This is a genomic window from Pseudomonas allokribbensis (assembly GCF_014863605.1).
GTDB classification, from domain to species: domain Bacteria; phylum Pseudomonadota; class Gammaproteobacteria; order Pseudomonadales; family Pseudomonadaceae; genus Aquipseudomonas; species Aquipseudomonas allokribbensis.
Genome location: NZ_CP062252.1, coordinates 4,002,722 through 4,027,657 on the forward strand (window position 1 = coordinate 4,002,722; position 24,936 = coordinate 4,027,657).

At 62.1% G+C, this 24,936-nt stretch carries 22 protein-coding genes; 16 read left to right on the forward strand and 6 right to left on the reverse strand.

Translation table 11 applies throughout. The features are described 5' to 3' along the window. Positions 1-130 precede the first annotated feature (130 nt). From IF199_RS18190 to IF199_RS18200, 3 genes are all read left to right on the forward strand, one after another. On the forward strand, positions 131-514 hold the full coding sequence (locus IF199_RS18190) for a tautomerase family protein (RefSeq protein WP_096820206.1): 384 nt from the start codon (positions 131-133) through the stop codon (positions 512-514). A 213-nt stretch (positions 515-727) separates the two neighbouring features. Next, positions 728-1,252 carry a cysteine hydrolase family protein gene (locus tag IF199_RS18195; protein ID WP_192558308.1) on the forward strand — a complete coding sequence of 175 codons (525 nt, stop codon included), beginning with the start codon at positions 728-730 and terminating at the stop codon, positions 1,250-1,252. A 139-nt stretch (positions 1,253-1,391) separates the two neighbouring features. After that, positions 1,392-2,360, forward strand: a complete 969-nt coding sequence (locus IF199_RS18200) for a 2-hydroxyacid dehydrogenase (protein WP_096820208.1) — start codon at positions 1,392-1,394, stop codon at positions 2,358-2,360. Here the strand turns inward: IF199_RS18200 and tssA are convergent. From tssA to IF199_RS18225, 5 genes are read right to left on the reverse strand one after another with little or no spacing between them, the layout of a single operon-like run. After that, entirely contained in the window at positions 2,357-3,439 is a 1,083-nt protein-coding gene (gene tssA, locus IF199_RS18205) for a type VI secretion system protein TssA (RefSeq protein ID WP_102622080.1), read from the reverse strand. The two genes, IF199_RS18200 and tssA, sit on opposite strands and share 4 nt — an antisense overlap. Next, the gene (locus IF199_RS18210) at positions 3,436-7,257 is read right to left on the reverse strand and encodes a type VI secretion system protein (RefSeq protein ID WP_192558309.1); all 3,822 of its coding nucleotides are present in this window, start codon (positions 7,255-7,257) and stop codon (positions 3,436-3,438) included. The genes tssA and IF199_RS18210 overlap by 4 nt, the downstream gene beginning before the upstream one ends. Next, positions 7,254-8,018, reverse strand: a complete 765-nt coding sequence (locus tag IF199_RS18215) for a DotU/TssL family secretion system protein (RefSeq protein WP_192558310.1) — start codon at positions 8,016-8,018, stop codon at positions 7,254-7,256. Before IF199_RS18215 ends, IF199_RS18210 begins: the two co-directional genes overlap by 4 nt. Before the next feature lie 18 nt (positions 8,019-8,036). Continuing rightward, a complete protein-coding gene (tssK, locus tag IF199_RS18220) occupies positions 8,037-9,368 on the reverse strand; it encodes a type VI secretion system baseplate subunit TssK (RefSeq protein ID WP_192558311.1) in 1,332 nt (443 codons plus the stop codon). Between the two features lie 48 nt (positions 9,369-9,416). Further along, positions 9,417-9,863 (reverse strand): type VI secretion protein, encoded by a 447-nt coding sequence (locus tag IF199_RS18225; RefSeq protein ID WP_096820236.1) that lies wholly within the window; start codon positions 9,861-9,863, stop codon positions 9,417-9,419. A 228-nt stretch (positions 9,864-10,091) separates the two neighbouring features. On the opposite strand from IF199_RS18225, the gene tssB reads away from it, so the two are divergent. The 11 genes from tssB (at position 10,092) to IF199_RS18280 (ending at position 22,473) form a co-directional block, all read left to right on the forward strand. Beyond that, positions 10,092-10,634: a type VI secretion system contractile sheath small subunit gene (gene tssB, locus IF199_RS18230; RefSeq protein WP_064117633.1), complete on the forward strand. Its 543-nt coding sequence runs from the start codon at positions 10,092-10,094 to the stop codon at positions 10,632-10,634. A gap of 29 nt (positions 10,635-10,663) precedes the next feature. Next, on the forward strand, positions 10,664-12,148 hold the full coding sequence (tssC, locus tag IF199_RS18235) for a type VI secretion system contractile sheath large subunit (protein WP_039767165.1): 1,485 nt from the start codon (positions 10,664-10,666) through the stop codon (positions 12,146-12,148). A gap of 77 nt (positions 12,149-12,225) precedes the next feature. Next, positions 12,226-12,723: an Hcp family type VI secretion system effector gene (locus IF199_RS18240; RefSeq protein WP_102622083.1), complete on the forward strand. Its 498-nt coding sequence runs from the start codon at positions 12,226-12,228 to the stop codon at positions 12,721-12,723. Positions 12,724-12,738: 15 nt separating this feature from the next. After that, on the forward strand, positions 12,739-13,182 hold the full coding sequence (gene tssE, locus IF199_RS18245; protein ID WP_192558312.1) for a type VI secretion system baseplate subunit TssE: 444 nt from the start codon (positions 12,739-12,741) through the stop codon (positions 13,180-13,182). After that, positions 13,166-14,959, forward strand: a complete 1,794-nt coding sequence (tssF, locus tag IF199_RS18250) for a type VI secretion system baseplate subunit TssF (RefSeq protein ID WP_192558313.1) — start codon at positions 13,166-13,168, stop codon at positions 14,957-14,959. The genes tssE and tssF overlap by 17 nt, the downstream gene beginning before the upstream one ends. After that, positions 14,923-15,948, forward strand: coding sequence for a type VI secretion system baseplate subunit TssG (gene tssG, locus IF199_RS18255; RefSeq protein WP_102622086.1), 1,026 nt, complete (start codon positions 14,923-14,925; stop codon positions 15,946-15,948). The genes tssF and tssG overlap by 37 nt, the downstream gene beginning before the upstream one ends. Position 15,949: 1 nt before the next feature. Next, a complete protein-coding gene (gene tssH / locus IF199_RS18260) occupies positions 15,950-18,490 on the forward strand; it encodes a type VI secretion system ATPase TssH (RefSeq protein ID WP_192558314.1) in 2,541 nt (846 codons plus the stop codon). 77 nt (positions 18,491-18,567) lie between these two features. Beyond that, complete coding sequence (locus IF199_RS18265) at positions 18,568-19,230, forward strand: hypothetical protein (protein ID WP_192558315.1); 663 nt, start codon at positions 18,568-18,570, stop codon at positions 19,228-19,230. A gap of 97 nt (positions 19,231-19,327) precedes the next feature. Beyond that, positions 19,328-19,897, forward strand: a complete 570-nt coding sequence (locus IF199_RS18270; RefSeq protein ID WP_192558316.1) for a hypothetical protein — start codon at positions 19,328-19,330, stop codon at positions 19,895-19,897. An 11-nt stretch (positions 19,898-19,908) separates the two neighbouring features. Further along, a complete protein-coding gene (gene tssI, locus IF199_RS18275; protein WP_096820220.1) occupies positions 19,909-21,918 on the forward strand; it encodes a type VI secretion system tip protein VgrG in 2,010 nt (669 codons plus the stop codon). A 12-nt stretch (positions 21,919-21,930) separates the two neighbouring features. Next, positions 21,931-22,473 (forward strand): toxin-antitoxin system YwqK family antitoxin, encoded by a 543-nt coding sequence (locus IF199_RS18280; protein WP_192558317.1) that lies wholly within the window; start codon positions 21,931-21,933, stop codon positions 22,471-22,473. Position 22,474: 1 nt separating this feature from the next. Here IF199_RS18280 and IF199_RS18285 read toward each other — a convergent pair whose 3' ends face one another. Beyond that, a complete protein-coding gene (locus tag IF199_RS18285; RefSeq protein WP_085732036.1) occupies positions 22,475-22,870 on the reverse strand; it encodes a DUF4280 domain-containing protein in 396 nt (131 codons plus the stop codon). A gap of 190 nt (positions 22,871-23,060) precedes the next feature. Between IF199_RS18285 and IF199_RS18290 the strand changes: the two genes are divergently transcribed. Both IF199_RS18290 and IF199_RS18295 read left to right on the forward strand, forming a co-directional pair. Beyond that, on the forward strand, positions 23,061-24,128 hold the full coding sequence (locus IF199_RS18290) for a phosphotransferase family protein (RefSeq protein WP_102622091.1): 1,068 nt from the start codon (positions 23,061-23,063) through the stop codon (positions 24,126-24,128). A gap of 38 nt (positions 24,129-24,166) precedes the next feature. Further along, a complete protein-coding gene (locus tag IF199_RS18295) occupies positions 24,167-24,934 on the forward strand; it encodes an SDR family oxidoreductase (protein ID WP_085687598.1) in 768 nt (255 codons plus the stop codon). Positions 24,935-24,936 lie beyond the last annotated feature (2 nt).

Here is a 24,936-nt window from a genome sequence, read left to right on the forward strand (position 1 = left end):
AACTTTTGCAGGACGGCACTGACATCGTCGAACGGCTTTAAACAACCTCACCGACTGGCATTTTTCGGCTATACCCAATGGCGAACCGACTGACAGCCGCTTCCAGTCCCCTGCCCCAAGGAGCCTTTTCATGCCCCTCGTCCGTGTCGAACTCAAGAAACGTCCCGACCCGACCTTCGCCAAACGCGTCGGCGAGCAGATCTACGCCGCGATGCGCAGCACGATCAATGTCCCGGAGCACGACAACTTCCAGATCCTGGCCGAGCACGACGGCGAGCATTTCATCTTCGATACGCAATACCTGGGGATCCAGCGCAGCGACCAGCTGGTGATCATCCAGATCACCCTCAATGAGGGCCGGACGCTGGAGCAGAAAAAAGCGCTGTACCAGACCATCGCCCAGAACCTGAACACGCACCTGTCGATCCGTCTGGAGGATGTGTTCATCAATCTGGTGGAAGTGAAGAAAGAAAACTGGTCATTCGGCAACGGCATCGCCCAGTACGCCAGTTGATGCATCTATTGACAGCCCGTTGACGCCGCCAGCATGATCGCCCCCATGAACCTTTGCGCGTTGCACCGCACCACCACGACCGCCACCGGCGGGTCGTGGTGTTTGCGCCTGAGGTAAATCCAGCGCAGCAAACCCAAGGCCCCGCCAGCAATGGACGGGGCCTTGTTGTTTCTCCCGTCCGTGCGGCACGTTTGGTACCGAAGGAGAAACACCATGCCCGCAGCACTGTTGATCATCGATATGCAGGTCGGCCTGTTCCAGGGTCAGGAAAAACCCAACGACGGCGAGCGTATGCTCGCCAACATCCAGCACTTGATCGCCCAGGCACGCCAACGGCAAGTGCCGATCTTTGCCGTGCGCCACACCGGGCCGGTTGGCTCGCCGATTGCCGCCGGCAGTGCGTTCTGGCAGTTATTGCCAGCGCTTGAGCTGGCCGCTGAAAACGCCACCTTCATCGACAAATCCCGCCCCAATGCCTTCCACGGCACAGATCTGGCTCAACAACTCAACGCCGCGAAAATCGAAGATCTGTACATCGTCGGCATGAAAACCCAGTTCTGCATCGACAGCACCTGCCGCGCCGCTGCCGATCTGGGCTTCAAGCCATTGCTGGTAGCCGATGCCCATACTTGCATGGACACACCCGCACTACCGGCCCAAGCGATCATCGAGCACCACAACGCAACCCTTGGCGCGGCGTTCGTGCAGTTGATCAACACTGCCGACGTTGCCTTCTGACGAAGCGCCCACGCGCTCCCCGTATCAGCTCCTACACTGGCTGGTGCGGGGCAGTGCCGGCCATTGCCAAACCGCTCTGGAATCAGCACTCTGACACGACTTTCGCGACCGACACGCCGACGATCACAGGAGCCGAGCAATGCCCGCCACCGTTCTGGTACTGGTTGAAACCATCAATGACTACCTGCCCATTCTCGAACGACAGGGCTTTCACCTGATCCTCGCCCCGACACCCGCCGAACGCGCCCAGGCCATTGCCACCCACGGCGCACGCATCGACGCGGTGCTGACCCGTGGCCCGCTGGGGTTGTACGCCGAAGAAATCGCCGCGTTGCCCGCGCTGAAAATTATCTGCGTGATCGGCGCCGGCTACGAACAGGTGGACCTGCAAGCCGCCAGCAACCGGGGCCTGACCGTCACCAACGGCGCCGGCGTCAACGCCTCGTCGGTGGCCGACCATGCCATGGCGTTGCTGCTGTCGCTGGTGCGCGACATTCCGCGCTGTGACGCGGCCGTGCGCCGTGGCGAATGGCCGAAGATCATGCGCCCGTCCCTGGCGGGCAAGCGGCTGGGGATTCTCGGCCTCGGCGCGGTGGGAATGGCCATCGCCAAACGGGCGAACCTGGGCTTCGACATGGAGATCAGCTACCACAACCGCCAGGTGCGCAGCGATGTGCCCTACGCCTTCTGTTCGACCCCCACCGAACTGGCGCGAGCCTCGGACTTTCTGGTGGTGGCGACGCCCGGCGGCATCGGCAGCCAGCATCTGGTGACCCGTCCCGTGCTGGACGCACTGGGGCCCAAAGGCTTTATCGTCAACATCGCCCGCGCCAGCGTGATCAACACGGCGGACCTGATCACGGCACTTGAGCAACGGCGAATCGCCGGCGCCGCACTGGATGTGTTCGACCACGAGCCCCGGGTGCCGGACGCACTGAAAACCCTGAGCAACGTGATTCTCACCCCGCACGTCGCCGGGCTGTCACCGGAAGCCACCCAGGGCACCGTGGAGCTGGTGGGGAAAAACCTGGTGGCGTTCTTTGCCGGGGAACCGGTACTGACACCGCTGACACTGCCGCCGAAGCAGAACAACCAGCGCGTGCACTAAAGCACGCCGAGCAACGTCCACAGCCGCCGCGATTCGGCGTCGGCCGAGATCAACTCGCCGAGCAGTTCGCTCAACGGCTTGTTGCCCCACTCCACCCCGCGCCGGATCAGGTATGGCACGGGGCTGTGAGGTTCGGTGCGGGCCAGGTATTCGGCGATCAGCAGCAATTGCCGATAGGCTTCTTCGCGGTTCGCCGGCTCACGAAAGACCTGCGCCGCCACGGGCGCTTCATCGACCGGCTGCGCCTCCACCACGGGGGCTTCGACAGGGGCGACCGGCGCCGGTTTTTGTGGGTGCATGGCGATGAACTCCTGAACCAGTTTCAGCAGCGCTTGAATGATCTCCTGCAAGGGCTGCAAACCCGGCCCCTGATCGCCCAGATACGTATCGCTCCAGGCGTTCAGACGCTGCAGGTGTTGCTGGCTCAGCAGCAGGTTGCCCTGTTGGCGCAGCCAGAATGCCAATGGCGTGGCGCGCACCTGATCGCTGAGTTTCTTCTGTTCATTGCGTGCGGTTTCCGCCGAGGCCTTGGCATTCTTGCTGTCGTTGACCTGCACCTGCTGCACCTGCAAACGGCGCCAGGTTTCCAGGTTGTATGCCTCGAAATCGCTGTTGTGCGAGCCGAACAGCGGCACCCGGGTCAGCAGCACCTCACTGTACCGACGCACCAGCCACTCCAGCGGAATCACCCGCCACGACTGATCACCCTCCTCGGCCTGCGGGTGCAACTGTTCGGGATAGCGCTCACACAATCCGGCGATCAGCGCCAGGCTGCCGGGCAATCCGTCCAGCCCTTGAAGGTGCAGCCAGGCCTCGCCGAGCCAGGCGCTGAGCATCAGGTCCTTGCTGCGCTCGATCAGCAACGTCGTGGTGAGTTTTTCCACTTCCGGCCAGTTCGCCTGCTTCAGCGTCGATTGCCAGACCCCGGTCGGCAGGCTCGCATCGTCCTCGCGACGCAGGTCGCGCAATTGATCGAACTCGCGTTCGTAACGCAGATCCGCACCACACGGCGCGTCGGCGCTGATCGGTGCGAGCAACTGATCGATCAGGTCCGGCATGGTTGCAGATGGCAGGCTCACAGGCCCTCCTCGCGGGATTCAATGGCGGCGGTGGTGCCGGTCGCCTGAAACGGCGAACGCGGCGCCCGGGTCGGCAACGGTGGAATCGACAATGGCAGCTTCGAGCCCTGGCTCATCAACGACAGACGCACGAACATCCGGGTGAACTCCGTGGTGACGCTGTCGTTGAGCGCGGTGACCGGCAGGCGCAGGGTCAGCGGAAAGTCCGTGTAATCCATGCTCGGCTGACGCTGCACCGAGAAGTGCGCGCGCATCAGCCGCAGCAACGACCATGGCCCGCCGTACTCCCAGCCCGCCTCCATGTCCCGCACCACCAGGTTCGGTTGCAGCGGATCGTTGACCGGGCGCTCGCGACCGTTGCGCGCCCAGCGCAGGGTCAGGCGGATCGGCTGGCCGACCATCCAGCGCAGGTTCGGCTGCTCGGCGGCGGGATAGCTAATCTGCTGACTGCCGGCCAGCAAGCCCCCGGCGATCACCTGATCGGCACCGCGCTCATCGTCGCGATCGGTGCGCCAGCGAACGTCCATCTCGACACCGAGAATGCCGCTCTTGTCGCGTACGAACAGCGGGGTCAGCCACAGGCTCGCCTGCTTCAAACGGTTGAGAAAATCTTCCGCCGCCAGTCGTTCCGGGGTCTGACTCAGCACCAGCCCGGCCTGGGCGACCGGCAGGCGCTTGTCGATGATTTCCAGAAAATGCTGCACCCGCGCCGGGTCGGCATCCTGCGCCTGCAAACCGTTGGCAAACGGGAAGCGATCGGCCAGGTACTGATTGAAATAGTTGGCCAGTTCATTCCACGCCGCTGCTGCCTGTTGCTGTTGCAGGTACTGGCAACGCTGCATGGCCGACTGTTGCAATTCCACCGCACGCATTGCCAGAGTGCCGCGCCCGCCCGCCAGATTGGCGGTCTGCAACACCTGCACGCAGGAGCCGGTGTCCATCTCGATGAAATCGCGGCTGACCAATTGCTCGATCTGTGCCGGCGAACTGGCCGGGTTCGAATCCTTGTACTTGAGCAGTTCGTCGTTGAGCGCGCTGAACTGGGTCACCCGTTCGTAATCCAGCGCCGACAGATTGCCCTGCTGGGTCATCAGCCATTGCAATGCCGACGTGCGCCGCTCGGTGATGCCGAGCATGGTGTTGAATTGCTGCTTGAGGCTCAGCTTCAAGTCCTGCACATCGCTGGCGCCGTACAGTTGCAGACCGAGGTTTTTCGAGCCGTCCCACTGGCTGATTTCAGTCCGTCCGCCGAACAGCGGTTGTGCGGTGATTTCATCCAGACCGTTGATGATCTGCGCCATGGCCCGACGGTTCAACGCCCCTTGCAGACGCGCCGCCAGATCGCTGCGATGGACTTCGACAAACGCCTTCTGCAAAGCCATGGCCTGCTCGGCCTGCACATTGAACACCGCATAGGGATGAGTCTGGTCGTTGTGATCTTTCAGGCTCAGCCACATGGCCTGCGCCGCCGCGCCTTCAGCCGCTTGCAGCAGCGCACCGCGATAAGCCGGGGGAATGCGCGGCAGTTCTTCGGCGACATAACTCTTGTAGCTGGCGAAATAGTTGAGCGATGTGTTGAGATCGTCGCCATCGACGGTCTGGCCTTGCAGGTTGACGTTGTCTTCGGTGGCGCGCATGGCGATGGACACGAAGTCGCGCTTGAACAGCGCCTGCACCGCGTTATTGAGCTTCACCACCTGATCCTGCAACGCCAGTTGCCCGCTGCCCTGCTGCACCAGCAAGTTGCCGCGCGAACCGACCTGAGCGATCCACTGATCACGGAAACTCTGCTGCAACTTGCCCGCCTGGGCGTCGAGTTGTTGCTCGACCGCCGGCCCGAGCAACGTGCTCTTGCGCACCTTGTCGAGAAACTCGCGGTAGCCCGGCACCAGTTCCTGGCCCTTGCCGCGACTCCAGGTCGAATTGGTCAGGGCGATCGCCGCTTGCAGGTCATCGATCAGCGCGCGCAGGTCTTCCAGCTCGCTGAGGCTGTTGCCACTCCCGGCCTCAAGCTGTTCCAGGTGCAGCTTGAGGTAGCCGGCCTTGCTGACAAAGTTGTCGGCGAGGAAATACTGATCGAGCCAGCGCTCCATCAGCCCGTTGAAGTTGCTGACGATCAGCGGCCGCTCGACACTCAGATCCAGCGCCTGCAAATCACCACTGTCCCCTGCCGCCAACAGCCGATTGTAGTAAGCGGCGTGGGGCACCGTCGCCGCGTTGAGGTTGAGCGACAGCGCGTTGTTGCTCAGTTGCACCAGGTCGTCCAGCGGTGCCCGCTGATTGTTCTGCACCTCAGCGAACAACTGGTTCTGTTGCTCCAGGCGCAGCGCCCGGTCCACCAGGTCCGTGGCTTTCTGGTAGTTCTGCCACTGGGCCGGGTCTTCGCTTTCGACGCTGTTGCGCCGATCCGCCACGCGGATCGCCTTGAGCTTCGTCAACTCCGCCACCAGCAACGCATGCAGCGGCTGAACCATATGACGCTGGGCAGCCTGGAACACCGCCCGTTCGATCTTCACGTCCACAGAGGAAATCCACGAAGACGGAAACGCCAGCGACACGTAGTGCCAGTGCGGCGCTTTTTCCAGTACCCGCCAGAAGCTCTGCACGTTGCGCCGGGTCGGCTCGACGCGGTGCGCCTCGTCGGTGACCGTGACGTAGCTCTTGTGCGCGCCCTGCATCAGCCGCGCCAGTTCATGGGCATCCTTGACCGACTGGTTCCACACCCAGAACATCGCCAGTGCCCAGACGACGCCGACCACCAGCGCCACGCCGGCCGTCAGCCGTTGCCAACGCTGACGCAGGCGCAACAGCCGTGGCACCCCTTGCGCCAGACCACGCTCACCGACCAGGCGCTGACGCCACAACTGACGCATGAACACACTGCGCTGCAAGCCGCTGTCATCGGCGCTGAACCCGTCGAGCGCATCCTCGCAGGGTTGATTGGCGCTGAAATACACACCGCGAAAACACGGTGCCTCGCCCTGCGCGTTGCCCTGAAACACCGGCTCAAGCACGTTTTGCAGACCCCGTCGCAGCGTTTCGAGACGCTCCGGCAAGGCATACAGGTCAGCACTCAAATGCCCGGACAAGGTGCCGAGTTCAATCACTGCTTCGGCGACGGCGCGGTGCAGGCGATCCAGCGCCTGATCACTCCACTGCCCCTGCCACACCGCATCCCGCGCAAACGGCGATGACCAGCCCAGGGTGCGTTCGCGTGCCTCATCAGGCAGCGCACTGATCAGGTCCTGAAACCCCGGCAGTTCCTCAAGCCCGGTGACGATCACGTACACCGGTACACTCAGGCCAAAGCGCTGCAGCAGATCGATGAAACGTCGGCGCGCCGCAAGCCCCAACTGCGTCGCCTGTTCCAGATTGCCGAGGCGACTGACCGGCACGGTCCAGATCACCCCGTCGAGCGGACGCTTGCTGCGCAGACGCAGGATCAACCCGAGCAGTCGCCACCAGCCGCCACGTTGCAGATGCATGCCGTCTTCCGGCAGAAACAAGCCTTGGGGCACCACCAGCACCGCACCTTCCGGGTCCGACCACCAACGGCCGAACCAGGCCGGTTTGTCGGTGGGTTGCAGGCGCCACTCAGTCACCAGTTGCGTGCCCTGGACCTCATCACCGAGCATCAGCAACCATGGCAACTGATAGCGATCGTGAGTGCCCTGCTCTTGCTCCATGTGCCGCACCGCAAGATAGAAGCTGCGGATCGCCGCGCCGCTTCGAGTGCGCAGCCACCACACCGCCACACCGACGATCACCAGCAACAACACCACCGCGACCACCCACGCGACGATCGTCAAGGTACTCATGAGTCTTGCTCCGGCGCCGCCATCGAGTCGGTGGTTTGCAGCACCGGTTCCAGTTCGGAACGAATGTCGCTCCACAAGAACTGGCCGACCCCGGTCAGCAACAGCACCATCGCCAGAATGCCCAACGCCAGACGAAAACCGTCCGGCAACGCCGTGCGCACCGGCAGTTGCAGGGGTGCGACCAGCGACGGCTGGACCAGTCGTTCGCTGACATCGTCGTAACTGGCCTCGTCCTGCCAGGCAAAGGTGAACAGCGCCAGCCGCCACTTTTCCAATTGCGCCTGACTGTGCTCGCCACGCAGGCGCCCGTGAAAACCGAGGATCAGACATTGCAGGTAGACGTTGGCGAGGTCACGGGTGGTGGGTTGTTGTTCATCGAGAAGGGTTTGAATCGCCGCCGGTAACTGTTCACCCGCCTGACGACTGGCATACAGGCGCGACTCCAATGGTTTTTCCTGCCAGGCGCCCTGGCCCGGCCATGGGCTGAACAGCAGGGTTTCATCGACCAGCGCAACGAAGGCGTACACCAGCGCCTTGACCTGTTCGGTCGCCGAGTCGCCGACCCGCGAAAACGCCGTGCGCCACAGTCGCTGTGAAGCCTGGGTGGACAGCTCGACCACGGTTTCGACCAGCGCCGCATCGTCCTCGATGTCCTTGGGCAATTGAGTCCAGTCCAGTTGCCATTGCTGCCACGTCTGACGGAACGCGCTGCTCAACGGTGCGTCCTGCAACCCAAGGCTTGCGGCACTTCCTTGCGACATACGGCGTTCCTTGTGTGATCAGGCACTTTCACTGTTCTGGGCGACAAACAGCACCACTTGCCACGGACTGCTGGTCAGCCGTGTGGCCGGCGCGGCGATCATCAGCGGCAATTGCGCGTCGAACCAGTTGCCTTCGGCCGTCACCACAAACAGTCGGGTGTCATCGCCGACGCTGTAGGCCACTTGCTCACTGCGGCTCATCGCCTGATGCATCAGGCCGCTCATGCGCTGGCGGCTGAGCAAGGCGATGTGTGGCGCCGAGGCGATGATCGCACCGCGCAGCCACTCGCCGGCCGCCTGCTCGCTGGCACCGTTGGGCATGCGCAGGCCGATGACCAGCCGCTGACTGGGCTGCTCGTCCGGCAACTGAATGGAAAAACTGTGTTCGCTGCGTTCGAAAGCGATGCTGCGGTAACCGGCGCGGATCAGCTCCAGGGTGGTTTCCAGCCAGTCCAGCAGCGGCTCGTATCCGCGCTGCAACTCGAAAAAATCCAGCGGCGCAAATGACGGCACGCCCGCCAGCGGATCCAGCGCCGACCACGCGCCGGCCAGGCCCAGCAGCTGTACGTACAAACCCTGTGGATGGGCAATGCGACTGTTCAGCGAACCTTCGACTTCCGGCAGCCGCGTCCATAACGCGGTCAGTTGGCGGCGGATCTCCAGCGCATCGTCCTGATTGCCGGACTGTTGTGCCTGACGCAGACGCCCGCCAAGGAACAGGCATTTCTCCCGGGCTCGCGCGCAGAGCCCGGCAATCCGCCGACCCAGCGGCGACTCCGGTAACAGGACCGGCGTCGGCGGTGTATAGGGCAACGGCAGGAAACCGCCACCCTCCCTGCGGATTTTCAGCAGTGGCAGGCAGATCGAATCGGCCTTGTTCAGTTGCGTGCACAGACGCGGGTTGGGTCGCCACACCGTGATCGATTCGGGGAATTCGCCGCTGGTGAGATCCGGCAGCGCCTCGCCAACCACCGACTGCAATCGCCCCTTGAGCGGCAACAGTTGACCGGCGCGCCACAGCGGACTGATCGCCAGGTAAACGGTGACGGTCGCATCGTCGGTTTCGTTGATCGACGGGCCGACATCCAGCTCCAGCAACGGCCCGACTCCCGCCTGCAGATTGACCGGCAACCCGTCGGGCATCGTCCCTTGCAACGACAGCACCCGCACCACCCCGGCACTCATCGCCGAAGGGTCGAACTCCATGTGGCTGACACCAAAGAACCACGGGTTGCACGCCTGGGCCAGATGCGCGCCGAGCGCCTCGGCCCGCAAGCCCTGCAACTGAAAATGCTGTGGCAGCAATTGCATGCCTTCATGCCAGCAGACCGCGTCAGGTAGCAGACTCATACGACTCCCTTCGACTGCACCGCGAACCGGCGGCGGACGGTGTTTTTTTCAGTTTTCCTTGCTGACCAGGCTCATCTCGCGGCTGTCGAACTTGAGCCAGGCATCGCTCTGATCGTCCAGCCGCAAGCGGTGCGCTCCGGGTGTGTTATAGCTGGCGAAGACTAAAAGTCCAGCCGCCCGCTTGCCCCCCAGCGGGAAGGGTTGGCGGTCGATGAATTGCCCCGGCACCAGCTCCAGTCCCCACACGCTCATCAACTGACGATAGTCGCGCTGGTACTGCTCGCGCCCGGCGAACCACTGCTGGGCGCTGATGCCCGACAGTTGCTTGAGCAGATCCGGATCGTTGACCGCGATGAAATCCACGGCGATCGGTGTGTCGTCATTGGCCTTTGGCGCGACGTCGAGGGTCAGGCTGTCGAGGTCGACTTTCGGCCCGAAGAACGAACAGCCCGCGAGCAGCGCAAACCCGAGTGTTAGAAAAAGTCGTGCAGACAAAATGAATTTTCCTTTTCGCGAGACAGTCCAAAAATGTTTTTCGCTTGCATTTTTATAGACCTGTTCTAGCGTCTTGGGTAGTTCGGTTCCTACAGCCGAATGTGGAAGGTTTGTCAAAGGAACGACAGGTCATCTGCCTCCCTTTCTAACCTGTGGTCCAGCAAGGGAAAGCGATGAACGGGCCTCCCCGATGCATTGCGCCCGCTCATCGCATCGGAGTCCGCCGACATGGCAGAAAGTACCCAGCACAAGCTCGACCGGGTTCGCCCGCCTCGAGTGCAAATCACCTATGACGTCGAAATCGGCAACGCCATCGAGAAAAAGGAATTGCCGCTGGTCGTCGGGATCCTGGCCGACCTCTCGGGAAAACCGCTCGAACCATTGGCAAAACTGACTGAGCGACGTTTCACCGAAATCGACCGAGACAACTTCAACGAAGTGCTCGCCTCCATCGGCCCCCGTGCCACGCTGCAAGTCAACAACACCCTCAGCGGCGACGACAGCAAGCTGAACATCGAACTCAACTTCAAACACATCGACGATTTCGATCCGGTCAAGGTGGTGGAGCAAGTCACCCCGCTGCGCCGCCTGTTCGAAGCCCGTCAGCGCCTGCGCGATCTGCTGACCAAACTCGACGGCAACGATGATCTGGACAAGCTGTTGCGCGATGTCATCGCCAACACCGAAGGCTTGCAAGAGATCAAATCGGCCCGCCCGGACACCGCTACCCCGGCAGCTGATGCCGAGGCTCCGGCCGAACCGCAAGCCTGATCGTCCACCTGACCGAGGAAGAATTCGCCATGCCCGCCGCCGCCCAGAATCAAGCCAGCGAAAATGCTGCTGCCGAGACTTTATCCCTGCTTGACCGGATCATCGCCGAGGGCCGCATGGCCCATGACGACAGCCAGCAGGACTACGCCCGCGACATGCTCGCGGAATTCGCCACCCAGGTACTCGACGAAGGCATGGCCATCGACAAGGACACGGTGGCGATGATCAACGACCGCATCAGCCAGATCGACGAGCTGATCAGCGCCCAGCTCAACGAAGTGCTGCATCACCCGGACCTGCAAAAACTCGAAGCGTCCTGGCGCGGCCTGCACATGCTGGTGCAGAACACCGAAACCAGCACCCGGTTGAAACTGCGGCTGCTTAACGTGACGCAGAAAGAGCTGCAGAACGACCTGGAAAAAGCCGTCGAATTCGATCAGAGCGCCCTGTTCAAGAAGATCTACGAAGAGGAATACGGCACCTTCGGTGGCCACCCGTTCAGCCTGCTGGTGGGTGACTACACCTTCGGCCGCCACCCGCAGGACATCGGCCTGCTGGAGAAACTGTCGAACGTCGCCGCCGCTGCGCACGCCCCGTTCATCGCTGCCGCCAGCCCACGTCTGTTCGACATGAACAGCTTCACCGAACTGGCGGTGCCGCGTGATCTGTCGAAAGTGTTCGAGAGCCAGGAGCTGATCAAGTGGCGCTCGTTCCGTGAGAGCGAAGACTCGCGCTACGTCTCGTTGGTGCTGCCGCACTTCCTGCTGCGCCTGCCTTACGGCCCGGACACTTCGCCGGTGGAAGGCATCAACTACGTCGAAGACACCAACGGCACCGACCACAGCAAATACCTGTGGGGCAACGCCGCGTGGGCGCTGTCGCAACGCATCACCGAAGCCTTTGCCAAGTACGGCTGGTGCGCGGCGATCCGTGGCGCTGAAGGTGGCGGCGCGGTCGAAGGCCTGCCGGCGCACACCTTCCGCACCAGCTCCGGCGACCTGTCGCTCAAATGCCCGACCGAAGTGGCGATCACCGACCGTCGTGAGAAGGAACTCAACGACCTCGGTTTCATCGCCCTGTGCCACAAGAAGAACAGCGACATCGCGGTGTTCTTCGGCGGCCAGACCACCAACAAGTCCAAGGTCTACAACACCAACGAGGCCAACGCCAACGCGCGAATCTCGGCGATGTTGCCGTACGTGCTCGCGGCCTCGCGTTTCGCCCATTACCTGAAGGTGATCATGCGCGACAAGGTCGGCAGTTTCATGACCCGCGACAACGTGCAGACCTACCTCAACAACTGGATCGCCGACTACGTGCTGATCAACGACAACGCGCCGCAGGAGATCAAGGCGCAGTACCCGCTGCGCGAAGCACGGGTGGACGTCACCGAAGTCGCCGGCAAACCCGGTGCCTATCGCGCGACCGTGTTCCTGCGGCCGCACTTCCAGCTGGAAGAACTGACGGCATCGATCCGCCTGGTCGCCACGCTGCCGCCTCCGGTAGCCGCCTGACCCGCATACGCCCGCAGGATGTTCCTGCGGGCGCTCCCCTGTTTGTCTAGCGCGACACCTTTCAGGAGTTTCAAGCGATGGATGCAATCATTCTCGACCTCGGCGGCGACATCAAAGGCGACAGCCTGCTCGAGGGCTACAAGGACAAGATCGAAGTCATGTCCTACAGCCACAACGTGGCGATGCAGGTGACCAACGACGTCAGCAACTCGGAGCGCACCTCCGGTCGCCCACACATCGGCGAGTTCACCCTGACCAAGTTCGTCGACAGCTCGACGCCCTCCCTCAACGAATATTGCTGCGCCGGCAAACCGATCCCGGAAGCCAAGATCACCATCGGCCGCAACGCCGCCGAAGGCAGCGGGCAACTGATGCCGTTCATCATCTACACCCTGACCAACGTAGTGCTGTCCAACGTCAGCGTCAGCGGCGGTACAGGTGGCAAACCGGTGGAAACCATTTCCCTGAACTTCACCAAGATCAAATGGGAACTCACGGCGCAAAAAGACGACGGCACCAAGGAAGGCACCGCCGGCACGGTCTGGGACCTGGCGGCCAACAAGGCCAGCAAGTAACCGGACGCCCTCGCCATGGCTGGCACCGGCATACGCGCACCGCTGTTCGAACGCCTCGCCTGGAGCGAGGCCGACGAGCCGCCGGAGTTCGATCGGCAGGATTTGCTCGACTCGGTGCACACCGAGCTCGGGCGCCTGTTCAACACCCGCCGTGGCCCGCGCACATTGACGGTGCCCCCCAGCGTGATCGACTACGGCATCGCCGACTGGAGTGCCCTGCAACAGCAGCGCAGCGATGATCGCCGTCGCCTGGCACGGGACATTCGCGAGGCCATCACCCATTTCGAACCGCGCCTGCTGCTGGGCGAGGTTCAGGTCAATCCCCTCCCCGAACAGCCACAGCGATTGAGCATCCGTCTGCTCGGCGAGTTGCGCAGCGGCTCGCAGCACTGGCCGGTGGCCTTTGTCATCGAGCCCGGCAACGAAGGGCTGGAGGTGCGCCATGAGCGACTCGATTGACCCGCAACTGCTCGACTATTACCAACGCGAACTGACCTGGTTGCGCCACGCCGGCAGCCAGTTTGCCGAACGCTATCCGAAAGTCGCGCGGCGGCTGGAACTGTCGCCCGGTGAATGCCCGGATCCGCACGTCGAGCGATTGCTCGAAGGCTTCGCCCTGCTCGCGGCGCGCCTGCAACGGCGTCTGGATGACGACTACGCAGAGTTCAGCGATGCGTTGCTGGAGCAGCTCTATCCCTTGGCCGTGCGCCCGCTGCCGTCCTGCGCCATCGTGCAGTTCGAGCCGGACCCGAGCAAAGGCAAACTCGACGGCGGCTATCCCCTGCCCCGGGACACGCCGCTGTTCGTCACCACCAGCAAGGGCGAAAGCATTCACTTTCGCACCAGTGCCGCCGTGCGGCTGTGGCCGATCGAAGTGACTGAAGCGCTGTTGCTTGGCAGCGACGAAGCCCAGGCGCTGACCGGCGTGGCGCAGTCCCGTTCGGCGTTACGCCTGAGCCTGCGCTGCCTGGGCGAAAGCCAATGGTCCGAGCTGGAAATCGAAAGTTTGCGCATTCACCTGGCCGCCTCGCCCGTGATCAACGCCGGCCTCTATGACCTGCTCGGCGCCCATGCGGTGCAGGTACTTGCAGGCTCGCCGGGGAGTATTCCGGCGAAGGTGAAGGGACTGCCGCAGATCGTCGGGTTCGCTGACGACGAGGTGCTGCTGCCGGATGAAGACGGCGTGCATCCGGGCATGCGGCTGCTGGCGGAGTACTTTGCCTTCCCGGAAAAATTCCACTTCTTCGACCTGCCGCTTGCCGGCGTTTCCAGCGACAGCCAGACGCTCTACCTCTACATCGTTTTCGACCGTGCGCCGGCCGGCCGACTGCACTTGCAGGCCAGCGACATCGCACTGGGCTGTGCGCCGGTGATCAATCTGTTCCCGCGCACATCCGAGCCGCTGCGCCCCGACGGCACCCGCAGCGAGTACCGACTGGTCGCCGACAGCCACCGGGAAAACAGCGTCGAGATCCACAGCATCCGAGGCATGCGCGCCAGTTCCAGTGCCGGCGTGCAACGCCTGCCCGCCTATTACGGCAGCCAGCACAGCGGTGGTGATCAACAGCGTTACTGGCATGCGCGGCGAGTCAGTGGCCAGTCGCCGAACCGGCTCGGCAGCGATCTTTTGGTCAGCGTCGTCGACACCCGTTTTGAACCGCAAACCGATCTGCCCGACTACAGCCTCACGGCCGAACTGCTGTGCACCAACCGGCATCTGGCCCAGAGCCTGCCGGCCGGTACACCACTGGGATTCGAACGGCCGGGCCCGGTGGCGTGGGCACGCCTGCGCAATCCGCCGAGCCCGCAGAGTCTGCCGCGACTGGACGGCGATTCGCGCTGGCGGCTGGTGTCGCAACTGACCCTCAATCACCTGTCGCTGGTCGAAGGGCCACAGGCGCTGGACGCACTGAAGGAAATTCTTCATCTGCATAACCTGCGCGATGAAGCCAGCGCCCTGCGCCAGATCGAAGGCTTGCTGAGCCTCGCTTGCGAACGGGTGATCGGCCACGTCGGTGCCGATGCCTGGCGCGGCTGGCGCAACGGACTTGAAGTGCAGTTGCAGCTTGATCCGCAGCATTTCGTCGGCAGCAGCGCGGTGCTGTTCTCGGCGGTGCTCGCGCAATTCTTTTCGGTGTACGCCACGGCCAATCGCTTTGTGCGCACGGTGCTCATGCAGGCTGACAAGGAGGTCAAGGCATGGCAACCCCAAGCCGGCATGCCCCTGTCGCTCTGACACTCGGTCAGCGACTGCGCCGCGATCCGCAGGCCTTCGAATGGTTGCAGGCGTTGCTGTTGCTGGAGCGCGAACAGCCGCAGGCCGACTCCCTGGGTTCCGGTACGTCGCCGCAGGCCGAAGCGTTGAAATTGCGCGGGCCGTTGACGCCCGTGTTCGCCGCTAGCCAGATCGAAAGCCTTGAGGAAAAACCGGGCGAACCGCTGACCCTGAACACACCGATGTTCGGCCTCGGCGGCCCCGACGGCCCGTTGCCTTACGCCTATCAGGAATGGCTGCAACAACGGGCCCGGGCCAAGGATCACGCGCCCGCCGAGTTCCTCGACCTGTTCCAGCATCGGTTGCTCAGCCTGCTCTACAAGGTGATGCGCAAACACCGGATCGCCCTCGGCTTTACCACGCCCGGCGCTTCGCCGGTGCAGGCGCAATTGCGGGCGCTGACCGGGTTGCTGCCCAAGTCGTTGCAGGAACGCCAGGCGATTCCCGACTGCGCCGTTCTGGCCTGCACCGCGTTGTACGCCGATGGCCGTCGGTCGTTGGCGGGGTTTGCAGCAATTGTCCGCGAGCAATTTGCGGTGCCGGTGGAGCTGAGCGCGTATGAAGGCGCGTGGCGTGAGATTCCGGCCGCCAGCCGCAGCGTCATGAAGGCCGGCGGGCGCAATCTGCAACTCGGTCGCACTGCCGTGGCCGGTACTCGGGTCTGGGATGAACACGCCGGAATTCGCCTGACGCTCGGCCCCTTATCCTCGGCGCAGGCCGGGCGCTTTTTGCCGGACGGCGAGGCGCACCCGGCACTGGCCAGCCTGGCAGCGCTGTATTTCGGCCCGGATCTGGACGTGAAACTGGTGATGCTGGTGCGCGGTGCCGGGCCGATGAAACTCGGTCGCCAGACCCCGGCGTTGTTGAGCTGGAACGGCGGTTTGCAACGGCAGGCCAGCCTTGCAGTACAACGGATCGAAACCCGTCTTCGTCAGCTGGAGATCACCTGAAATGGAACTGGCCAGCCTGATCGGACGCCTCAACCCGGACAACCGCCGCGCCCTCGAACGCGCCGCGCAACGATGCCTGCAACGCGGGCATCACTTTGTCGAGATCGAGCATTTGTTACTGGAGTTGCTCGACATCGAGGGCGGAGACTTTGCCTTTCTGCTGCCGCGTTTCGGGCTGGAACGGGATGCACTGACGGCTGAAATCAACAAGGCGCTGGACCTGTTCAAGGCTGGCAGCACCCGCACGCCGGCGCTGTCTTCGCACACGCTGGGATTGCTGGAAGATGCGGTTGTGCAAGCCAGCGTGCTGGGGATCGACAGCATTCGTTCCGGGCTGCTGTTGCTGGCATTGATCGACCGTGACGAGCGCCGCAGTCTGTTGCTCAACAGTGCATCGTCACTGCTGCGCATTCCAAAAGAAGCCCTGCGCGCGAACCTGCTGGAGTGGACGGAGAACTCCCGCGAGCACGCAGGCCCGCGCTCTGTCGCCTCTGGAAACCCTGCGCCACGGCAGGACTCGGTGCTCGATCAGTACACCCAGGACCTGACCGCTGACGCTCACGCCGGGCGCATCGACCCCATCGTTGGTCGCGACGGCGAGATTCGTCAGTGCATCGACATTCTTTTGAGGCGCCGGCAAAACAATCCGATTCTGGTCGGCGCACCGGGCGTGGGCAAAACCGCCGTGGTCGAAGGCCTGGCGCTGCGTATCGCTGCCGGGGACGTGCCGCCCTCCTTGCAGGAAGTCAGCCTGCGGGTGCTCGACCTGGGTCTGTTGCAGGCCGGGGCCGGGGTCAAAGGTGAATTCGAACAACGGCTCAAAGGCGTGATCGACGCAGTTCGCAGCGCCGACAAGCCAATCATCCTGTTCATCGACGAAGCCCATACATTAATCGGTGCTGGCGGTGCCGAGGGCGGCAGCGATGCGGCCAACCTGCTTAAACCAGCGTTGGCCCGAGGCGAATTGCGCACCCTCGCCGCCACGACCTGGATGGAATACAAGAAATACTTCGAGAAAGACCCGGCCCTCGCCCGCCGCTTCCAACTGGTGCAGGTCGAGGAACCGGACGAAATCACCGCCGTGGAAATGCTCCGTGGCGTGGCCGCCAAACTCGAACAGCACCACGGCGTGCAGGTTCTGGATGCGGCGATCCATGAAGCGGTGAAACTCTCGCACCGCTACATTTCCGGCCGTCAGTTGCCGGACAAAGCCATCAGCGTCCTCGACACCGCGTGCGCCCGGGTCGCCCTCGGTCAGCACGACGTGCCGCCACCGCTGGAGAGCCTGCGCCATCGCCAGCAAAGCCTGAAAGAAGAGGTTGAACGCCTGCGTCGTGAACAGGCCACAGGGCTCGACCACCGCGAACGCATCACCCTGCTGGAAGGTGAATCGAAGACCAACGTCCAGGCGATCCGCGAACTGGAGACCCGCTGGAGCGAAGAGCGCGTCGCCGTGCGCGAACTGCTCGACACCCGCCGCGAATTACTCGACCTCAGTGAACGCGCCGACAGCGACAAGCCCGACGAAGCCACGGACAGTCGCATTGATCATCTGGCAGCCGAATTGTTGCGGCTTGAGGCAGGCCTCGATGCGATTCGCCAGGACGATCCGCTGGTGCCCGAACAGGTCGACAGCAAAACCGTCGCTGCCGTGATCGCAGGCTGGACCGGCATCCCCGTCGGCAAAATGCTTGCCGACGAAGCCCATGCCGTGCGCACCCTCGGACAGCGCATGGGCTTGCGCGTGATGGGCCAGAAAACGGCACTCGCGACCATCGCCCAGCGCTTGCAGGCCTACCGCGCAGGGCTCACCGATCCGCAAAAACCGGTCGGTGTGTTCTTGCTGGTCGGGCCCACGGGCGTTGGCAAAACCGAAACCGCGTATGCGCTGGCCGACGCGCTGTACGGCGGCGAACGCAATCTGATCAGCATCAACCTCTCCGAATATCAGGAAGCCCACACCGTCAGCCAACTCAAGGGCGCCCCTCCGGGTTACGTCGGTTATGGCAGTGGCGGCGTGCTGACGGAAGCGGTACGGCGCAAACCGTATTCGGTAGTGTTACTGGACGAAATCGAGAAGGCGCATCCGGATGTGCTGGAAGCGTTCTACAACGTCTTCGACAAGGGCTTGATGGAGGACGGCACCGGCCTGGTGGTGGACTTCAAGAACACCGTGATGCTCGCCACCAGCAATGTCGGCGCTGAACTGTTGCTCGATACGCCCGTGTCACAGATCGGCTCTGAAGCCTTCAACGAAGCGCTGCACAAAGTCCTTTTGCAAGCCTTCCGCCCGGCGTTTCTGGCACGCATGACGGTGGTTGCGTACCGGCCGCTGGATGAGGCGACGCTGGAAGGAATTGTGTTGGCGAAGCTGGAAAAACTGCGCGGGCGCTACAAGGCGGCAACCGGCAAACAGTTCGAGTTTGATGCAGGAATCGTCAAAGCAGTACTCGCCAAATGCAGCGCGGCCGGGGCGCGTGATGTCGAGAACGTGTTGATGACGCAGGTGACCGGGAAGTTAGCGGAATGGGTGCTGGAATAGCACCCTTCATTTGCAAGGAATCAAACGGGCCGAGCTATTCGTCATTCGCTGCTTATTTATTCAAAAGGCGTTCAACCATGGGCAATACCTCATCAAACTCAAAAAAGGCCGATCAGCCTGAAGCATTGCTGTCATTGCTGCGCACAAACCCTGAAGCCTTTTTCGGCAGCCATGCCCTGATTGTGCGAGGCGGCTCCGCCACCTCGGACTGCAGTGTTTCACCCGTCTCGACGGGCAATAAAAGTGTATTGCAATTGAACGTCACGGCGGCGGGCATCGATTGGTATATCCCCTATAAAAACTTTGACGCAGGTTCTATCGAGGTCCCAAAAGGGCAGGACACAGGCACGCTGGTTGTGACGTGTTCAATGAACGGTTGTGCGCTGTCCGTTCATGGAACGGCAACCGGCAACCGCTTCTTTCATGATGCCGACGGCAAACACATGCCCGATCCGTTACCTGAAGGTGTTGAGCCCCTCCCCAAGTTTCGCCGCACAGATGCAGACTTTTCCGGAAGCGACTCCACCGACCTCAGCGCATTTATCGTCAAAGCCAAACAGGCTGCCGAGGAAGGCGCGAAGGACACTAACAAGTTTGTGAAGACCTGGTTTGAACACACGGTTGTCTCGGTAAAAACCGATGCCGGCTGGTCGGTTTACCGCTGTACCGTATTGATGTGGGGATCTGACTACACGTGGCTTAACAAGAACAAGCCTTTACTGGGCACGTTCCTGGACTGACGCCTGGTAAAAGCAAACCGGACGGCAAGAGAACAGTTCCAGAGAATCAAACGGGAGTCGATGAGGCAGCACGTGGTAGACATAAGGAAAAGTCATCATGTTGAAAAGTATTCTCGAAAGAACAAAAACACACCTGATGATGAACATAGACACAACTCATTCAGGAACCGTTGACTTCGACCTGGAACGTCCGTCTTCCGGTCCGCAATACATGCTGGTCAATTCCGGGGGGCCTTATCGGGCCTACTACCTGGCGTGGCGTGAGGACAGCGGACTGTTTATTGACCTGCCTGCCGCCCCCACCGGAACCGACCCGATTGTTTTTCTTACGGCAAATCTCACGGGCTGTTGCGTAGGCATTCAGAATTACGGTGGTTTTATCAGGGTTCGTCATTACAACCTGGCGACTGAGGACGATCACAAACCGGTCTTCTCCCGTGATGATCTGGCCAGATACGGCACTAACATTTCCTGGTTATTGCCGGCGGACAAGTACAACGCGGCTACTCTGAACAACGCGACTTCCTATACGCATTTTGGCCCATGGACAGATGCTGTCATCTGGGGTGAATACGTGGCCCGATACTGGCCGTTCACCTCAAAGTGGCACTTCTACTATCAGGATGGCAATGCCAGTACTGTCGTTCGTGAGTTGAACTATCAATAGCAGGCCATTTGATGCCCCGCTCCACCGACAGCAATACCACGCTCTCCCTCACCGCCCCCTCGCTGTCGGCGCTTTACCCCGATTCGCTGGCCGGTGACGAATCGCTCAACTCACTCGGCTCGCAAACCCTCAACGGCCTCAACGACGGCACCGCCCTCACCCTGACCAGCGCTGTCGCCACTCACGTCACCACCACCCTGCACAACGACGCCCAACTCCGTCCCTTCGACGCACTGGTCGCCGAAATCCGCCAACTCCCTGCCGACGCCACCGCCGAACGCTATCAACTCGTATTGCGTCCGTGGCTCTGGTGGCTGACCCTGGCCAGCAACAACCGCGTATTCCAGAACCTCGCCACTTCGGACATCGTCACCACGATCTTCAAGGCCCACGGTTTCACCGACTTCAAGCTGTCGCTGACCGGCAGTTACACGCCACGCGAATACTGCGTGCAGTACGGCGAGACCGATTTCGCTTTTGTCTCACGGTTGCTGGAAGAGGAAGGCATCTTCTGGTTTTTCACCCACGAAGACGGCAAGCACACGCTGGTGCTGGGTGATAGCAATGATGCCTTCGTGCAGATCCCCAACGGTCCGAAGGTCAAGTATCTGGGTCAGCAAATGGGTGAACGTGAGCTGCACGGCATCCGCTCCGGCCAGGTGTGCGTGCAGGCTGTCGCGGGCGTGTATCGAGCGACGGATTACGAGTTCACCACACCGACCACTTCACTTTATGGCCAGGCCGAAGCCGTGGCCGGGCCGCGCTCTATCTACGAGCATCCCGGTGGTTACAACGCCAAGGCTCGGGGCGATGCATTGACCAAACAACGGGTCGACGGTTTGCGCAGTGAAGAGAAACGTTTTGTCGGCGAAAGCGATTGCCGCTGGCTGATCCCGGGCCACTGGTTCACCCTCGACGGCCATGACGATGCGAGCCTGAATATCGATTGGGTGGTCACGCATGTCACCCACGACGCCAGCCACGAAAGCTATCGCAACCGCTTCGAAGCAATCCCCAAAGCCACGCCGTTCCGCCCGCAACGCACCACACCGAAACCACGCATGCATCCGCAGACCGCCCTCGTGGTCGGCAAGTCCGGCGAGGAGATCTGGACCGACGAGTACGGCCGGATCAAGTTGCAGTTCCCCTGGGATCGCGACGGCAAGAACGATGAAACCAGCTCCTGCTGGGTGCGCGTGGTGTTGCCGTGGAGCGGCAAGGGTTTTGGCATGCAGTTCGTACCGCGCATCGGCCAGGAAGTCATCGTGACCTTTATCGACGGCGATCCGGATCGGCCGCTGGTCACTGGATGCGTCTACAACGGCGACAACGCCCTGCCCTATGCCTTGCCCGCCAACCAGACTCAATCGGGGATCAAGACCCAGTCGTCCAAGGGCGGCGGAGGGTTCAACGAGCTGCGTTTCGAGGACAAGAAGGATGCCGAAGAGGTTTTCCTGCAAGCGCAGAAAGACCTGAAGATCAACGTGCTCAACGACACCACCGCCACCGTCGGCCACGACGAAACCCTCACGGTGCAGAACGCCCGCACCCGCACGGTCAAGGAAGGCGACGAAACCGTGACGCTTGAGAAAGGCAAACGCAGCGTGACCATCCAGACCGGCAGCGACAGCCTCGATGTGAAGGACAGTCGCACCGTGAAGGTCGGCGCCGACCAGACCCACAGCACCGGCGGCAACTACACCGATAAGGTCACGGGCGATTACAGCCTGACGGTGGACGGCAACCTGACGATCAAGGTCAGCGGCACCCTCACCCTGCAAAGCGGCGGCAGTTTCACGATCAAGAGCGGCGCGGATCTGGCGACCTCCGCCAGCACTTCGATCACCCAGAAGGCCGGCACCGCCATGACCAACCAGGCCGGCACCTCGCTGGACAACAAGGCCGGGACAACATTGACCAATGATGCCGGCATCAGCCTGACCAACAAGGGTGCGGCCTCGCAGACCGTGGACGGCGGCGGCATGCTGACCATCAAGGGCGGGCTGGTGCAGGTCAACTGACACGGAGTCACCATGGCGATCACACCGCTGGATTTGCAGCAGGATGACAAACACCTCAAGGGGCGTCTGCAGGACGGGCAACTCGATGGTCCGTTGAGCATCAAGGATGACGGTCGCCAACAGGCAGACCTGAATTACAGCCAGGGCGAATTGCAGGGCACCTCCCTGCTCTATCACCCCAACGGTAAGGTGTCGGCGCAGATGCCGTTCGTGCGCGACAAACTGCAGGGCATCGCCAGTTTCTACGCGCCCGAGGGCTGGTTGCAGCGCAAGGCCACCTACCGGCGCGGGTTATTGCATGGCGAGGCGTTCAATTACTTTCCCGACGGACAAGTGGCGGAGGCCGAGTTCTATCGCGACGGCGTGCGTGAGGGTCGCTATCAGCGCTTTCACCCGAACGGCAAACCGGCGGTGGATGCGCGTTATCTGAATGGTCAGTTGGTGGAGCCGGAGCAAGGGTTCGCCGAGGACGGGCGGCCGCTGGATGCCGATGGCAAGCCGATTTCCCGGGTGCGCTGGTGGTATCGCAAATGGACGGATCCGGCGCAGGCCTGACTCAGGGAATCAACATCTGCATCTGCCCCGGCATCACGATCTTGATCACCCCCGCCCAGTTGCACATCAACGTGCTGTTGGCATCGATCGCCGGCATCCCGCCCAACAGCAAGGTCGGCGCGCCGCCGGGGATCCACGGCGAGGCGGTGGCGGGAATGCACGGCATCGGCGTCAGCACACCCAACGCGGCAGCCGTGGCAGCCGCGACCATCGGATTGGCCATGCTCATGCACATGCCGAACGTGGTGACGTTAACCAGCGGAATATGATCCATGATGTTCGCCGCCGGCATCCCGCCGGTCAGCGTGCGGTTGACCGGCAGCACGTTGAGCACCGCCGGCGCGGCGCCGAAACTGCATTGCAGAGTGGCGCTGGCACAGACTTGCGGGCAGCCCATTTCAAAGCTCCTTTCTGAACAAGGCATTCGCGCTAAACCTTAGTCGCCTGCGGCCCGCCGCGCACATTCCCAAAGGTGATTATCGTGCAACACGCTAACCTATAAGACCGAACCGCGCTTGTGACCGCCCGAGCGCGCCATTAGATTAGCCAATGATGTCTGGCCTCCAAAATAAGCAGAAGGGATAAGCATGGCGCTTACTGACCAGTCCACCCGTATCCGCTCTGGCGAAGAACTCGATGCCAGCCTGATCGATCCGTACCTCAAGGCGCACATTCCGGGCCTGACCGGCACGCCGCAGATCAGCCAGTTTCCCGGCGGTGCGTCGAACCTGACCTACCTGCTGGAATACCCGGATCAGGAATTCGTCCTGCGCCGTCCGCCGTTCGGCCACAAAGCCAAGTCCGCCCACGACATGGGCCGCGAATTTCGCATCCTCAACCAGTTGCGCGACGGCTTCCCGTATTGCCCGAAAGCCTACGTGCACTGCACCGACGAATCGGTGATCGGCGCCGAGTTCTACGTGATGGAACGGGTCAAGGGGATCATCCTGCGCTCGGACCTGCCACCGGAACTGGGCCTGGATTCGGCGAAAACCGAAGCCCTGTGCAAGAGCTTCATCGACCGTTTCGTCGAGCTGCACCGGGTCGATTACAACGCCTGTGGCCTGGGCGATCTCGGCAAGCCTGAAGGCTACGTCGCCCGCCAGATCAAAGGCTGGAGCGAACGCTACGAAAAAGCCCTGACCCCGGACGCACCGCACTGGGAAAAGGTCAAAGCCTGGCTCAACGACAAGATGCCGGCCGATCACCCGACCTCAAGCATCGTGCACAACGACTACCGCTTCGACAACGTCATCCTCGACCCGAACAACCCGATGCAGATCATCGGCGTACTCGACTGGGAACTGACCACCCTCGGCGATCCACTGATGGACCTGGGCAACACCCTCGCCTACTGGATCCAGGCCGACGACCCGGCGCCGGTGCAACTGATGCGCCGCCAGCCAAGCCACGCCCCGGGCATGCTGACCCGCCGCGAATTCGTCGACTACTACGCCGAGCGTTCGGGCATCCAGATCGACAATTTCGACTTCTACTACACCTACGGCCTGTTCCGCCTGGCCGGCATCGTGCAGCAGATCTACTACCGCTTCTTCCATGGCCAGACCCAGGACAAACGCTTCGCACAGTTCATTCACATGAACAAACTGCTGGAGCACATGAGCCTGCAGGTCATTGCCAAATCCAGCCTCTGATGACGGCGTTATAACAAGGCTTACTACAAGGGAATCCCATGTCCAAGACTCAGTTGTTCGACCTCGACGGCAAGATCGCTTTCGTCTCCGGCGCCAGCCGTGGCATCGGTGAAGCCATCGCCAAACTGCTGGCCCAGCAAGGCGCCCATGTGATCGTTTCGAGCCGCAAACTCGAAGGCTGCCAACACGTGGCCGACGCCATCATCGCCGCCGGCGGCAAGGCCACAGCGGTCGCCTGCCACATCGGCGAAATGGAACAGATCAGCCAGGTCTTCGCCGGGATCAAGGAACAGTTCGGGCGCCTCGACATTCTGGTCAACAACGCCGCGACCAACCCACAGTTCTGCAACGTGCTGGACACCGACCTCGGCGCCTTCCAGAAAACCGTCGACGTGAACATCCGCGGCTACTTCTTCATGTCGGTGGAAGCCGGCAAGCTGATGCGCGAAAACGGTGGCGGCAGCATCATCAATGTGGCGTCGATCAACGGCATTTCGCCGGGGATCTTCCAGGGCATCTACTCGGTGACCAAAGCCGCCGTGATCAACATGACCAAAGTCTTCGCCAAGGAATGCGCGCAGTTCGGCATCCGCTGCAACGCCCTGCTGCCGGGCCTGACCGACACCAAATTCGCCTCGGCCCTGGTGAAGAACGACGCGATCCTGAAACAGGCCCTGACGCAGATCCCGCTCAAGCGCGTAGCCGACCCGAGCGAAATGGCCGGCGCCGTGCTGTACCTGGCAAGTGATGCCTCGAGCTACACCACCGGCGTTTCGCTGAACGTGGACGGTGGTTTCCTGTCCTGATC